This window comes from Bradyrhizobium cytisi (assembly GCF_008123515.1).
Taxonomy (GTDB): Bacteria; Pseudomonadota; Alphaproteobacteria; order Rhizobiales; family Xanthobacteraceae; genus Bradyrhizobium; species Bradyrhizobium cytisi.
Window position 1 is genome coordinate 286,369 of the sequence record NZ_VSSR01000016.1, and the last position, 13,920, is coordinate 300,288.

At 63.1% G+C, this 13,920-nt stretch carries 13 protein-coding genes and 2 pseudogenes; 6 read left to right on the forward strand and 9 right to left on the reverse strand.

All coding sequences use genetic code 11. From position 1 onward, the window contains the following. Window positions 1-89: 89 nt before the first annotated feature. Window positions 90-324, reverse strand: a pseudogene (locus FXB38_RS43755) (hypothetical protein); the annotation flags it as partial. Between the two features lie 510 nt (window positions 325-834). Between FXB38_RS43755 and FXB38_RS10485 the strand changes: the two are divergent. After that, window positions 835-1,053, forward strand: coding sequence for a hypothetical protein (locus FXB38_RS10485; protein ID WP_148750770.1), 219 nt, complete (start codon window positions 835-837; stop codon window positions 1,051-1,053). Between the two features lie 162 nt (window positions 1,054-1,215). On the opposite strand, the pseudogene FXB38_RS43760 reads toward FXB38_RS10485, so the two are convergent. From FXB38_RS43760 to FXB38_RS42655, 4 genes and pseudogenes are all read right to left on the reverse strand, one after another. Next, window positions 1,216-1,446 (reverse strand): annotated as a pseudogene (locus tag FXB38_RS43760) (acyl carrier protein); the annotation flags it as partial. A gap of 210 nt (window positions 1,447-1,656) precedes the next feature. After that, window positions 1,657-1,941, reverse strand: a complete 285-nt coding sequence (locus FXB38_RS10495) for a DNA -binding domain-containing protein (protein WP_148750771.1) — start codon at window positions 1,939-1,941, stop codon at window positions 1,657-1,659. Window positions 1,942-2,473: 532 nt separating this feature from the next. Further along, window positions 2,474-2,896 carry a hypothetical protein gene (locus FXB38_RS10500; RefSeq protein WP_187434785.1) on the reverse strand — a complete coding sequence of 141 codons (423 nt, stop codon included), beginning with the start codon at window positions 2,894-2,896 and terminating at the stop codon, window positions 2,474-2,476. Window positions 2,897-3,043: 147 nt separating this feature from the next. Beyond that, window positions 3,044-3,211 (reverse strand): hypothetical protein, encoded by a 168-nt coding sequence (locus FXB38_RS42655; protein ID WP_187434786.1) that lies wholly within the window; start codon window positions 3,209-3,211, stop codon window positions 3,044-3,046. Window positions 3,212-3,530: 319 nt separating this feature from the next. Here FXB38_RS42655 and FXB38_RS10505 point away from each other — a divergent pair, with 319 nt between their 5' ends. The 3 genes from FXB38_RS10505 (at window position 3,531) to FXB38_RS10515 (ending at window position 5,263) form a co-directional block, all read left to right on the forward strand. Further along, window positions 3,531-3,725, forward strand: a complete 195-nt coding sequence (locus tag FXB38_RS10505) for a hypothetical protein (RefSeq protein ID WP_148750773.1) — start codon at window positions 3,531-3,533, stop codon at window positions 3,723-3,725. Between the two features lie 356 nt (window positions 3,726-4,081). Then, window positions 4,082-4,786, forward strand: a complete 705-nt coding sequence (locus FXB38_RS10510; protein ID WP_148750774.1) for a hypothetical protein — start codon at window positions 4,082-4,084, stop codon at window positions 4,784-4,786. A gap of 114 nt (window positions 4,787-4,900) precedes the next feature. Further along, the gene (locus tag FXB38_RS10515; protein WP_148750775.1) at window positions 4,901-5,263 is read left to right on the forward strand and encodes a hypothetical protein; all 363 of its coding nucleotides are present in this window, start codon (window positions 4,901-4,903) and stop codon (window positions 5,261-5,263) included. A 96-nt stretch (window positions 5,264-5,359) separates the two neighbouring features. Here the strand turns inward: FXB38_RS10515 and FXB38_RS10520 are convergent, their stop codons facing one another. After that, the gene (locus tag FXB38_RS10520) at window positions 5,360-6,238 is read right to left on the reverse strand and encodes a protein-L-isoaspartate O-methyltransferase family protein (RefSeq protein WP_148750776.1); all 879 of its coding nucleotides are present in this window, start codon (window positions 6,236-6,238) and stop codon (window positions 5,360-5,362) included. A gap of 119 nt (window positions 6,239-6,357) precedes the next feature. On the opposite strand from FXB38_RS10520, the gene FXB38_RS10525 reads away from it, so the two are divergent. Together FXB38_RS10525 and FXB38_RS10530 are read left to right on the forward strand one after the other, a co-directional pair. Then, entirely contained in the window at window positions 6,358-6,942 is a 585-nt protein-coding gene (locus tag FXB38_RS10525) for an RNA polymerase sigma factor (protein ID WP_246229805.1), read from the forward strand. Continuing rightward, window positions 6,942-7,214 carry a hypothetical protein gene (locus FXB38_RS10530; protein WP_148750777.1) on the forward strand — a complete coding sequence of 91 codons (273 nt, stop codon included), beginning with the start codon at window positions 6,942-6,944 and terminating at the stop codon, window positions 7,212-7,214. Before FXB38_RS10525 ends, FXB38_RS10530 begins: the two co-directional genes overlap by 1 nt. 42 nt (window positions 7,215-7,256) lie before the next feature. On the opposite strand, the gene FXB38_RS10535 is transcribed toward FXB38_RS10530, so the two are convergent. The 3 genes from FXB38_RS10535 to FXB38_RS10545 all read right to left on the reverse strand — a co-directional run bounded on the left by FXB38_RS10535 (window position 7,257) and on the right by FXB38_RS10545 (window position 13,911). After that, entirely contained in the window at window positions 7,257-8,186 is a 930-nt protein-coding gene (locus FXB38_RS10535; protein WP_148750778.1) for a DUF2493 domain-containing protein, read from the reverse strand. Window positions 8,187-8,512: 326 nt separating this feature from the next. Beyond that, window positions 8,513-9,580 (reverse strand): DUF7146 domain-containing protein, encoded by a 1,068-nt coding sequence (locus FXB38_RS10540; RefSeq protein WP_148750779.1) that lies wholly within the window; start codon window positions 9,578-9,580, stop codon window positions 8,513-8,515. Beyond that, window positions 9,580-13,911 carry a strawberry notch family protein gene (locus tag FXB38_RS10545; protein WP_148750780.1) on the reverse strand — a complete coding sequence of 1,444 codons (4,332 nt, stop codon included), beginning with the start codon at window positions 13,909-13,911 and terminating at the stop codon, window positions 9,580-9,582. The genes FXB38_RS10540 and FXB38_RS10545 overlap by 1 nt, the downstream gene beginning before the upstream one ends. Window positions 13,912-13,920 lie beyond the last annotated feature (9 nt).

A 13,920-nucleotide genomic window follows, 5' to 3' on the forward strand; every position in this document is an offset into this window, starting at 1 on the left:
GAATGCCACGAACCCGGCCACGCTGCGATGATTCGAGCCTCGGCGCGGGGCAGATCTAGTCCAGTTTCGATGACGAAGATCGCGGGCGTTCAGATACCTGGTCCATTCCCACTCCAGCCGACATGATGGTCCCAGTCCCGCGCCAACCCCTGTCCGGCTGGTCCGGGTACGGGCCATTCCGGTGAAGCGGACGAACGCCGTGATGCCAACGGCAATGGCGCCGACGACCGCGAAGATGGTCTGCCAGGTGGGTGAAGGCATCGCCATCTGGGCGATTCCATGGGTGGCGTTGTAACCGGCGACGGTGGCAGGCGCGCATAGAAGAGGATGATCGAGTATCATGCAGAAGAGTAATTCCGCCGAATGGCTCGGTTGGGAAGGTTCATTCCAGTAACATGGTGACGATGATTACACGTTCGCCAAGACTCGTCGTGCTCCACCTGTCCGAGTGCGAATCTGTGTTCGGTTCCGCGCCTTGAGCCGGTGTTGATCAGGCGCCATCGCGGTCCGGCGGAAAGATCATCTGCAAGCGGGGTCGATATAACTTTGCTTCTTTCTGGTCTGTGGTGAATGCGGTGTCGTGCCGATGCGTCAACTTTGGATACCAATTTCATTGACCAGCACGCTGTATCGCCGGATATTCACGAGTGGCAGGTTGTTCTGCTCAGGGTCACCGCAATGAAAACGAACGACGGAAGTGTGATGCACGACATGCGAAGCCGCATGCCCCATCGCTGTGTCTCGGCGGCGACCGGCGTCTGTTGTTGATCGTTTCGCAAAATCCAGATCAATCAACAATTAGACAAGAGCGCCGAGTCCGGCGATTCAGCACACATGTCCCAAGCCTATGTCATCGAAGTATCGGATCGAACCGCGGGTATCGTCGTCAGCGAAGAGCGCGGTTTTCGCTTTTTCTCGTCCGAACGCGCCTTCGACAGCCTTGACGGCGATCATTTCGGCTCCGCGCGCGCCGCAGAACGCGCAGCAAGGGCGCTCGTCGAGCGGCGCCGACACGCAGGCAGCCGGACGGCATATCCTCTAGGGGTTGATTAGCTGGTGCAGTGAGCAACGCGGACCGACAGTGCTGCGCTCGCGCTCCCACGGCTAAGGAGTTGAAAGGCGTAGCGTCATTACACTCGGATTTCCTCGATCACTCTGCCCGGCCTTGCGTGGATGCCCGCACCCCGGCGTGGTTGCCGGAAGTGTCCGCGTCACTGCATGTTTCTTAGTGAGTTCTACCGCATCGCCGACGGTCAAAATACACTCAACAGCATCATCGGAAATCTCGAAACCAAACTCCCGCTCAAATTTGAGCACCAATTCGACCATGTCTAGGCTATCTGCGCGAAGGTCGTCGATAAGGCTGGCATTATCCACCACTTCATCGGGATCAACAACAAGCTATTCGACCACGATAATCCTGGCGCGTTCGGCAACGTCGATCATGTTTCAAGCCTGCATCGTTACATCGTGGCAAAGAATGGCTCGTCATTCAGTCCGCCGTAGCAGGGCCGTCCACTGTCACGAAAGGTCCTTGTAAGAATATTGCTTCGCTGGAGTTCGTCCATCTCGTTTTTGCGGTTACAAGGAGAAGGCTGTTCTCCGCACGCAACCGACTCATCCGCATTGAGGGGCTTGTCGGAGCCGAGCAGCGTGTCAATTCAGGGCGGGAAAACCGCCGCGCAGCAGGTGTCGATATCCGTGCTCGCTCATCCATTTTGCGCGCGCAAGGTGGCTGTCGAAGGTGCGGCGGGCCCGCTGCGGCTCGTTGTCCACGTCGATATGCAGCACAATCTTCGCTACTTCGCGCCAGTCGGCGCCCTCGGCATCCGCGTCCAGCAGACGCCAGTAGGTGACGAGGTGCTTGTAATCATAGGGCGTGAGCATCGAATCTACCGGCGCCGTGTCGGCGACGTCGGGATCGAGCGGCGGTTTTTGCATGGGACGACCTCGCAATGTTCTGTCTGATGCGTCACTTAGCGCCGCCTTTTTGGCCGCCTGATGTCATATCAGGGCCGTCTTGCGGATCACGCGATGTTCGGGACGCATCAGGCTTGCCGATGTGTTAGTTGGCCTGAGGTCCGGACGCCGATCGGAGAGCCCCAAGCAATTGATCAAGCTAGCGAAGGAGGCGACAACGGCGGTAGGTTGTCGAACCGAAAAAAGCCTATCTCGCTGGTTTCTACGCCGGAACATGGTTCGTTGTCATGGGCCGTTCGCTGAGAAAAAACAGCTTGTAGAAGTCCCGCACGTCGGGAGCGCCAGTCTGTCCAGCCCTGTGGCAGACCTGTAGAGACGGAGCGCATTGACACGCAGGCCAGCCTCCTCGAATATTTCCCTCTCGACATTCTGTGCGGCCGACCAGCCGACCTCAACCACCGGGCAAAGTCCAGAGGTCATCGCTGCGCTCGCGCACCAGGAGGATCGCATCATCCTGCCCAATGGCCGTGACAATGTCAGCCCGTGCCAAGCGTTATCTGGCTGGTCCGGGTGCGGCCATTCCGGTGAAGCGGACGAAGGCCGAGATGCTGACGGCAGTCGCCCCGAGGACCGCGAAAATCGTCTGCCAGGTGGGTGAAGGCATCGCCATCTGCGCGATTCCATACGTGGCGCTGTAACCGGCGACGGTGGCGGGTGCGACATAGAGGATGATGATCAGGAGCCGGAGCCAGGTCCATGTCACGAAAGCGAGCACGAGTTGGCCGATGCCGAAGGTTGCTCCGCCCGCCACCAGGCCCACTGCGATGCAGCCGAGCATGCCGGCCCCCGAGTGGAAGGCCCAAATGCCAATCGTCAGGGCGGCGAAGAAAGGCAGTGCGAAGACAGCAAGCGTGAACAGCAGCCAGGCAAAGAAGCCGATGCCGAGGATGACGAGCGGTGGTCCGAAGATGATCATGGCGGTGGGCTCCGTGAGATAAAGGTCTGACGGTCGCGCCTTCCACCACCACCACGGCGCGGGCATGAGTATAGCCGCAGGCAGGCGCCAGCGGGAGCGAAAATCCCGCTGGCCTTGCGCAGTCCAACGCGCCTAGCGTTGCACCCTTCATGGTTGAAATGGGTCGAATTCATGTACGACGGCGGCCGGATCGCCGTCGTATTCGGCGGCCGGCATGACGCCGTAGCTGCCAGTGTCAGCATGAAAGACGACGACGCAGACCATGAGGGTGATGGCGAGGTTCCAGCCGTTAGCAAATGCGAGGGTTTGAGACATTGATCCGGCTCCTGTGCTGAGGCGGGGACCATCCCCGCGCGACAGGCGCCCGACGTGTCGGGCCGAGGGCCGCAATCACCGCGCAGACGAAGACGGAGCGGCGGCACGCTCACGCGTAAGCCGACCCCTTGCGGGTTGATGGCATTAGACCTCTCGGTCCGACCAAGGATCAGCGCTGATAGACGCGGGGTGGCGCCCGTCGACAGGAGTCTGGTTGTCAGGGCCGCGTGCCTCCCGGCTGGTACATCGTTGCCGTGACGGTGCAGTCGCTGATCGGCTAGAATGGATTGTGAGTCGATGTGCGGTTGAGGAGGCCGGCATGGCGGAATTCACAGGACGCAACCTGCATCTGGTGAAAAAAGCGCTTGCGATCGCGGTGCTGGCGATCGAGCGTCAGCCGGGACCGTTTCAGTCGGCTTCGGATCAAAGCGACATGAAGACGTTGCTCGATGATATGATCGAGAACGACACCGAGCGCGTGGCAAGGATCGCTGTGACCGGCGAGCCCGACTGAATGGGGCCGATGACCAATATGGGGCAGTCCGTCGACTTCCTGACCGCCTTAGCGCTTGAAGCCGCATAGCGGAAACACGGCAGCCTCGCGTTCCCGGCGCGCCAAAATTCGCCGGCCGCGGCGACGTGCTGGTATTGGCGTTTGATAGAAGGAAAGCGTTATAGCCGGACTTCTCCCCTCTGAGCATCATCGGCGATTACTGCGGCAAAAGAGATAGCCTACGATTTATGAGGCTTGTCCTGATATTATTTGTCGAGGAATTGCGATTCCTACGGTAACTGGCTTCCCGCCGTCGTCTGCAGCCCAGAGGTCGTCACGATCATTCGAGCTTCAACAGGAAAACGAGGATACCCGGCATGGGTGAGATCAATATCCCCCGCGATCACCAAAATGCCCTCGCTGTGATCGATACCAACGAGCTGAACAGGCTTATCGAGAACGCAATCCGCGAGGAACGATCAGGTGATCTGCACCGCCTCCCTCTCGCGAGCTGTGGACCCTACGTTGCGAGACAACTTCATCATTTTGAACAGGCATTGACGAAGCACTGCCAGGCCAAGGCACCACGAAAGTGTGCGGAAACAGAAAATACCCTCCGACGCGCGGGTAGTGATTTGTCATTCGCGGTCGAGGCTATGAAGCGCCGCATGGAAACGGAACAGAAGGAAGGGCAGCTCTTCTACGTCGACGACCAGATCGTGCCGCCCTACCACTTCGATAGTCGCCTGAGTGTCAGAGTGAGCTATCGGTGGCGCCGGGCCGTCGACGACGAGTGGACATCCGGCAGCATAACGTTTGTCCATGAGGTAGATCTACGTCCCGACTATACGATGCCCGTCCCCAAGCGAAAGCCAAGCGCTGCCAAGCAGGAGCAGGATCGGCAGACCAAGCTGTATGAAACATGGCAGCACCTGATGAGAGGCGCGCTCTATTCGGTCAGGGATTATTTCAGGGAGGGCGGTGACGGAGATAAGATTCCGCAGACATTTCAGGCGACGGTCGATTCGCATACCCGCGGGCTGAACAATTACAGCACTCGGTTCTGGCGCCAGCCCGCCTAATTTTCGAGGCGAATGACGTCATCTGGGCCCCGCTCCCACCACCTACGAGCCGCCTCATTTTTGCTCGTTCAGGCTTGCACAAATTTCTCAAACATTCGCGAGGAAGAAGGGCGGATGAGCGGTAACACCGATCTCGAAAGCAAAGTCGTCGCTGCGATACGACAATATCGCGAGGCCCTCACACGGGTGGAACACCTGGAACGAGAGGATTCCGACGCGCATCGAGCACTGACGCGCACGCTCGTTGATTTGCGTCGTGCCATGCGAGGCGAAGCGGCGCCGAATCTCAAGGACAGCCTGTTCGAGACCGGCGCGACAGTCGTTGCGCGGTCTGACGAAGCGCGAAACGCCCTGGTGGAGGCGACTGCGAAATTAGAGTCCGCCCGCCTAGCTTTGGCCGCCCTGGAACGGCAATTAGGATACATCCCAGAGGTTTCGATGGGACGAATCACAAATAGACACCGGCGGCTTGTCTGAACGGACGACCTGTTTCAGAGAGTTGGATCGGGTGGCAAACCACTGATGCACTAGCGTTCTCGACGAATGTCCAGCGCGAGAAAAAACCCTTTCCGATCAATTCGGAGCGACGGCATTCGCATCGACGGGCTCGCGTTCCAGCCAAAATCCGGCTCCTTGAAACCAGACCTTTTCTGCATCGTCGGAGCCGGGATCACCGACGTGCAGCGCGCGAATCGGAACTTTGCTAGGCGGCAGGCCTTCGAGCGCGGCATGCAGACGTTTTCCAGCATCCTCGTCGCGTCCACCCATGCAAGGATAAATAGAGACGGCACCAATCGAAGAGGCCTCGAACTGGTTTCGACGCCGGACCACACGGAGAAGAAAGCCCCTCCAGGATTCATGGGTCAGCGGCATCATAAGCCGGCCCCCTTCGGCAAGGCGATCGAGCCAGAGGCGGGATGGGTGGGTGGACCCGGCGAATATGATGACGACGTCGAGTTCGCCGACGTCCACCGTCCGGCCGTCGCCCGAGATGACATCGACGTGCGGCCAGTTCGCGAGGTTCGCGCGGGCCTGCGAGGCCAGCATTGGGTCGGTTTCAACCGCCGTCACGCGACCAGTGGAGCCGACAATCTCGGCCAGCACCGCGGAATAGTACCCGGTCCCGGCGCCGACCTGGAGCACGCGTTCGCCCCGCGCGATGTCGAGATGCTCCAAGTTGCGGGCCCAGAAACTGGGCATCCCATTGTTGAGATTGCGGCTCGCATCGATCGTCACGAGAACGTCATGATAGACCCAGCGCGGGTCGGTGTCGGGGGTCAGGAATGCGTCGCTGTACGGGTCCGAGATGATGCGCCACGGTCCGGGGCCGACGAATTGCTCGCGTGGAACAGCCGCAAATGCCTCGATCACATGCGGGTTACGAAGGACCGGGACTTTGTATCGTAGGTCTTCGGCATACCAGCGGCGCGCCTCTGCCAATGTTCTGTCCATGAAGGCTCTCCTGTTACGATACAAACGATGCGCCTGAGAGCCACCGGCGCGGACACGTCAAATATTATTTTCATCCGATGTCCGCACTGGGCTCGGTGAAGCGCATATATCGTGTGACCATGGAACGATTGACGATAGCTCCCAACGCTGATGATCGGGGTGCCCACGCGGCTGATGTCGCGTCCGCCATCGATGCACTGTCCGATGTCGACCTCGTGCGACTACAAGCTCTGGCGCGGCTGTGGAGCCGCGACTTGCCGGGAGGACTCGGCTGGAGCGACATCCTTCACGAAGCGATTGCACGCGTCCTCGACGGCTCGCGCCCCTGGCCGCCCGACGTCCCCATCCTGGCGTTCCTGTCGGGTGTCATGCGCAGCATCTGCAACGACCATTGGCGGCGTGCGCGGCTCGAGCAAAGGCTACTTGTCAGCCGCGATGATCCGGACCAGCGAAGCTGGCCCTGTGAGGAAGCCCATGAAGTTCCGGATCCTGAGCGGGTCCTGGCCGCCGCACAGACGCTGGCCAACGTCTATCGGCTGTTCGCGGGCGACCTGCTGGCGCTGAAGATCATCGCGGGCATGGCTGACGGGTTGGCGGCCAGAGAGATTTGCAGGATCCATGATATGTCCGAGCTCGACTACGACACGACGCGACGGCGGATGCGACGCACCTTGCTGCGCCATCAACAGAACTGGAGCAAGTGATGACACGCTGGCACCCAAGTCGCGATCTGACCCGCCTGCTCGAAGCACTGAGCGGGGAAATCCTCGCCGCGAGCGATGAGCAGGTACGGCAGACCTCCGGTCTGCAAGGATGGACGATCGCCAACACCGCCCGCGACGTCAGAGAGGTGATCATGGCCGCACACGGGGACGTGAGCGGGAGCCTTAATCGAAATTGTGATCTGAGCGAGACTGGTGCCAAGCGACGGCCGACGCGCGCGGGCCGCGGCTCGTTGCACAATTGGCGACATTGAGCGAGCCGGAAGGCTCCTAGTTATTAGAAGTTATGGCAGCGCTCACGCGCCGCCGAATTTCCAGACCGGGATGCCGAGCTTCTTGGCCTTGTCGGCGAGGTTGTCCTGGATGCCGGTGCCGGGGAAGTGCAGCACGCCGATGGGTAGCGTCTCCAGCATCGCATCGTTGCGTTTGAACGGAGCGGCCTTGGCATGCTTGGTCCAGTCGGGCCTGAAGGCGATCTGCGGGACCTTGCGGTTGTCGGCCCACTTGGCGGCGATCAGCTCGGCGCCCTTGGGCGATCCGCCGTGCAGCAGCACCATGTCCGCATGCTTGGCGTGCACCTGGTCAAGCTTGGCCCAGACCGACCGGTGATCGTTGAAGTCGAGCCCGCCGGTCAGCGCGACTTTCGGGCCCGGCGGCATGAGCACTTGATTCTCGGCACGCTTCTTCGCGGCCAGGAAATCGCGGCTGTCGATCATCGCGGAGGTCAGATTGCGGTGGTTGACTTTCGACCGGTTGCGCGGCCGCCAGGCGGAATGGGTGTGGCGTTCGAACTCGTCGGCGGCTTGGTCGCGCATCAGCTCGAAGGCGTTGCGTCGCTCGATCAGCGTCTGCCCTTCTGCCGTCAGTCGCTCCAGCTCGACGGATTTGATCTCGCTGCCGTCCTGCTCCCGCTGCGAGCGCTGCTGCGCCAGCTCGTTGTCGTCGAGCTCGCGCTCGATCCTGTCGACGGCACGATGGAAGACGTTCACCGTCGACCAGAGCAGGTCTTCGAGGTCGGGCTCAAGACGGGTATCGGACAGCGCCACCACCAGGGCATCGAAGATGTCGGCGATGCTGCCGGCGAGGACTCGCCCTTCAGGGAGCTGCCGGGGATCGGACTCATCGTGGAAGGGACGGTAGCCATGGAGCTGGAGTTCCTGGAGGACCTGGTCGGTCGGGGATGAGCTGTGGTGCGGCTCGAAATCGTCGTCGTTGTTGGTGGTCATTGCGGTTTCCCTGGTCGGCTCGACCGCGCCCATCGCGGCCTTCATGGCGACGAAAGCGGCAGGCGGAACGGACTTGCACCCGCAGCGCAGCGAAGGGCCGCGGCCTTGGCGGAGGACCGAAGGGGGCCGACTATTTTGACTCGCGATGTAAAGGCGGCTCTGCCGCCGACGGAAAATAGTCGACCCGCGAGGTTGCCGGTCCGGGCCGCCTGCCGCCCGATCGCCCTCTCAGAAGGCCGTGGATGCGGTCCTCTCCGGCGCCGCGGGGAAGCATGACCAGCGGCCTCGCGGTAACGAAGCGGCCGCATCGCCCTCATCCGTTCCGGCTATGCCGCCAGCTCCATAAAGCGCGCGACGTCCTGCGCCGCGATCTGCACGCGGCTTGCGGCCCGAAGGGCGTCAAATCCGAGCAGGCGAAGATCCTCGTTGAAGTCGCCAAGCCGTGGCGAGATCACGATCGCCTCGATCCCGGCCTCCTGCGCCCGGTCGATCAAGGTCGCCATGGCGCCGTCACCGGCAGGATCGTCGTCGCGGGCGATGTAGAGCCTACGCAGCGTGTCCGGGAGGAGGATGGCGGAGAGATGCGCCGCCGAGAGTGCTGCCACCATCGGCATCGGCGGCAGGACGCTGCGGAGCGACAGCATCGTCTCGATGCCCTCGCCGGCCGCCATGACTTCGCCAGCTACGCCAAATCGAACGGCGTGACCAAGCAGGTCGCCCATCGCCCGCTTCGGCGTATCGATCCGCGCCTTGCCGAGCGTCGTCTCGCTGAAGCCGCCGGGATCAAGCCAGGTGCGATGCGCGCCGGTCAGGTGGCCGGAGAGATCGGTGACGGCGGCGATCATCGCCGGCCAGGTCTCGGTCGGGCTGTGGTCGTCGGGCCGGTAGTAGCAACGTGGGTGAAAACGCAGACTTCCGGTTTCGTGCAAAACCGTAATGCCGCGATTGCGGAGATACGTTTCTACAAGCGTGCCCACAATCGACTGCGACATGCCGAAGAGTCGCCGCGCCGCCTCTGGCGATCCGAGGGGCGCGGGCGATTTTCTCGACCGGAGTCGATTTTGCTTGGGCTCCGGTTCTGGACGCGGCAGACTCAGAAAGCGTCGTGCCTCATTGGCGACATCGCGAAAGTCTACGAAACCGCAGCTCTCGCGGATCACGTCGAGCAGATCGCCATATTCGGCCGAGGCGGCATCGGTCCAATGCCCGGCGGCGCCAGGACCGGATTCCGGTCCGCTGAGCCGGACGAACATCGACCGGCCGGGCGTATTGCGGACGTCGCCTACCATCCAGTAGCGGCCCTGGCGCCGCCCGTTGGACAGGTAATGGCGGCACACCGCCTCGGCGTCACGCGCGAGACGGCGGGCCAGTTCGGAGGCGTTGTCGCGGGCCATCAGGCGGCCTCCCGCTCGTCGATGCGCGCGACCGGATAGTGGTCGAGCACCTTCGCCAACACTCCGGCGCCGGTCGCATCTGATGGCACGAACATGCGCAGCTTCCACGAGATGATCTCGCTGAAGAGGCCGTAGGTGCGCAGCCGGTCACGCATCGTATCGGTGAAGCCGGACAGCTCGATCCGATGGGCGCCCATCATGCGGACACGACGGAGCTGCAGATCCTCGGCGAGGTCGAGGACAACGCGCCCCTCCATCAGCGCCGAGAAGGCTTGGTGTGGGGTCAAGCTGCAGGTTTCGGTCGCGCAAGCGTTCGCGGCCCAGGCCGGCGAGACCCTGCGACCGATGATGCGTTCGCCCTCGTCGGTCTGAAGCCGATAGACCCGGGTCGACTCGTTCGGAAGTAGCTTCCAGATCGGCAGCAGCAGACCGGCGACGATGTGGAGAGTGCTCTCAGCGAACTCGAGGACGTCCACGACTTCGCCGTTCCATGCTGCGGCGAATGTCCCGCGATCCGCAGGCTGCCAGTGGCTCTCGTCCATCATCTTCATCGAAGCATGATGGTTCTCCATCGGGCGGATCAGCCGCACGCGGCTCTCGATCTCGCCGTCATCGAGCATGAAGCTTGGCGCTGGAACCTGCACCGCGGCGCGCCCCGAGCGCTCGTTGACCAGTAGCACCGCCCGAGCATCGGCGAGACAATCGAGCGCATGATCCAGCGTCATGGGGCGATTGCGCCGCCGTTCGGCGATCGTGAGCAGCCGGGTTTCCGCGCCGGTCGCAGGATGCGTGTAGATCGAGCGCCGATCGGTGACGACAAAGCTGTCGGCCTGCAGGGTCTCGAGACCGATGTCGTAGACGCCGCTGGCGATAGCGCCCTCGACCTTGGCGTTCAGCAACTGCTCGAAGGCTGTAAACAGCAGACCTTGCAGGTCGATGGTGAGCGCGAGCAGCCGGTTCAGGAACGTCGTGATCGGCGGCAGCTCGTCCTTGATGCCGTTTGCGTCCATGAGCTTCAGGCCCGTGGCCTCCTCGAACATCTGGAGCGTGCAGCCTTCCACCTTGCCCCGCGCGAGCAGCAGGTAGAGCTGGCGCAGCGCATCGCGGGCGTAGTGGCTCTCAAGATTGTCCTCGGGCCGGAACAGGCCCTGGCCGCCGGTCTGGCGCTGGCCGCGCGTGATAGCACCCAGCGTGTCGAGCCGGCGCGCAATGGTCGAGAGGAAGCGCTTCTCTGCCTTCACGTCGGTCGCAATGGGACGGAACAGCGGCGGCTGCGCCTGGTTGGTGCGGTTCGTGCGGCCGAGGCCCTGGATCGCCGCGTCCGCCTTCCAGCCCGGCTCGAGCAAATAATGGACGCGAAGCCGGCGATTCCGCGCCGAGAGTTCGGCGTGGTAGCTGCGACCCGTGCCGCCAGCCTCCGAGAAGACAAGCACGCGCTTCAGGTCATCCATGAAGACGGCGGTCTCGGCGAGATTGGCGGAAGCGGCCCGGTTCTCGACGGCAAGGCGGTCACCCTTGCGTACCACGCGGCGCGAACGGCCGGTCACCTCCGCCACGAGGTCCGTGCCGAAACGCTGCACGATCTGGTCGAGCGCGCCGGGAACAGGCGGAAGCGAAGCAAGCCGCTCGATCAGCTCATTGCGGCGGGCGACGGCCTCGCGGCTCTCGACCGGCTGGCCATCGCGGAAGACGGGCCGGGACGAGAGATTGCCCTCGCTGTCGGTGAAGGGCTCGTAGAGCTGCACCGGGAAGGAATTGGCGAGGTAATCCAGCACATACTCGCGCGGCGTTATGTCCACGCGCACGTCGTTCCATTCCTCCGGTGGAATCTCGGCGAGCCGGCGCTCCATCAGCGCCTCGCCGGTCGACACGATCTGGATCACCGCGGCATGGCCGTCGGCCAGATCCCGCTCGATGGAGCGGGCCAGGGTCGGCGTCTTCATGCTGGTGAGCAGATGGCCGAAGAAGCGCTGCTTGGCGGACTCGAAGGCCGAGCGCGCGGCCGCCTTCGCCTGCCGGTTGAGCGTGCCGGTCTCGCCGGTGATGTTGGCGGCCTGCATTGCTGCGTCGAGATGATTGTGGATGACGCTGAAGGCGCCGGCGTAAACGTCGTAGATGCGCCGCTGCTCGTCGGTGAGCTGGTGCTCGACGAGCTCGTATTCGACGCCGTCGTAGGAAAGCGAGCGAGCAGTATAGAGGCCGAGCGCGCGAAGGTCGCGGGAGAGCACCTCCATCGCCGCGACGCCGCCCGCCTCGATCGCCTCGACGAACTCGGCGCGGGTGGCGAACGGGAAATCCTCGCCGCCCCAGAGCCCGAGGCGCTGGGCATAGGCGAGATTTTGGACCGTGGTGGCGCCGGTCGCCGAGACATAGACGACGCGGGCATTGGGCAGCGCATGCTGCAGGCGCAAGCCCGCACGTCCCTGCTGCGAGGGGGCGACATCGCTTCGCTCGCCCTTGCCGCCACCGGCATTCTGCATGGCATGGCTCTCGTCGAAAATAATGACGCCGTCGAAGTCGGAGCCCAACCATTGAACAATCTGCCGGACGCGCGAAAGCTTCTCGCCGCGGTCGTCGGACCGCAGCGTAGCGTAGGTTAAAAATAGGACGCCTTCGGAGAGGAGGATCGGCTTGCCCTGAGGGAAGCGCGAGAGCGGGGTGACCAGCAGACGCTCCATGCCGAGCGCCGACCAGTCGCGCTGGGCGTCCTCGATCAGCTTGTCGGACTTCGAGATCCAGACCGCCTTGCGCCGGCCCTGCAGCCAGTTGTCGAGAATGATGCCGGCGGACTGACGACCCTTGCCGGCGCCGGTCCCGTCGCCGAGCATGAAGCCTCGACGGAAACGGACGGCGTTTGGTGCGTCGTCGCGCGCGGCGGTGACGAGGTCGAAGGTCTCGTCAACCGTCCAGGCGCCAGCGAGATAGTTACCGTGGGCCTCGCCGGCATAGATGACCGTCTCAAGTTGGGCGTCGGACAGGATGCCGCCGCTGACGAGGTTCGCCGGCAGGCGCGGCCGATAGCTCGGCTTCGGCGGCGCGACTGAGGCCATCGCGGCCGACTGCACCAGCTTGGTCGGGTGCGTCTGCGCGCCGGGGATCCGGATCGATTGGAGCCGGTATTCTTCGTAGATCGCATCGCTGAGATGCGCGCAGTCGGGCGGCGTCCAATCGAATGTCTCATAGACGAGGTCGACGGCTTCGGGATCGGCGACCGACGCGTTAACCGACTGTGCGGCGGCCCGCGCGAGATAGCCGCGCACGGTGCGAGGCGCCGGCGAGACTGACATGGGAAGCGCGCCGGTTGATGCAACGCTCAGGCGAGGAAGAACGTGTCCGCCGATCCAGCGGAGCAGCGTCGTGACATCGGGCGCCATTCCCGGCGACTCCGGGAACGCGTGCGGGTCATCGGCAGGCGCCTTGTCGATGACGGTGAGGCGCGTCTCAATCCTGGTGCCGTGCTTGGCATAGACCGCGCCGGCGATCGCGGCGGTGAACACCACGCGGCCGCGTTCCTGCAATCGGGCGAAGGCGTCGCGCCAATCCGACGCTTCGGGTGAGAAGTTTGCGCCGGTGATCGTGACCAGCCGGCCGCCATCGGCGAGACGCGCCAGGGCCGAGGCGATGTGACGGTATGCGGTATCGGCCATGCGGCCGGAGACGTTCGCCAGCGCCGAAAACGGCGGGTTCATCAGCACGACACTCGGGACGACGGCGGGATCGAGGTGATCGTCGATTTGGGCCGCGTCGAAGCGCGTGACAGAAATGGCCGGAAAGAGGGAAGAGAGCAACGTGGCCCGGGTCTCGGCCAGTTCGTTCAGCACGAGCCCGCTGCCGGCGATCTCGGCGAGGACGGCGAGCAGCCCGGTGCCTGCGGACGGCTCCAGCACGCGATCCGCCGCCGTAATGGCGGCTGCGGTAAGCGCAGCCAGGCCGAGCGGGATCGGCGTCGAGAATTGCTGAAAAGTCTCGCTCTCGGCAGAGCGGCGCGTGTGGGTCGGCAGAAGCCCCGCGATTTTATCCAAAGCAGAAAGTCGTGAAGCCGCAGAGTTGGCTTTACGGAAAAGCGCCTTTCCGTATTTGCGCAGGAACAGGACGGTGGCGACCTCACAAGCGTCATAGGCCATCTTCCAATCCCAGGCGCCTGTCGCATCGGACGCGCCGCAGGCCACCTCCATCGCGGCGCGTACGATTGCAGGGTCGATGCGTCGGCCACGCTCAAGATGCGGGAGAAGCTGCTCGGCGGCAGCGATGATGACGCTGGCGCCCTCGGGAGCGCGGACGGGCGAGATCGGCGCAGCCTGATCGGCCGCGATCGGGGAAAAGTCATTCATGGAGGAAGC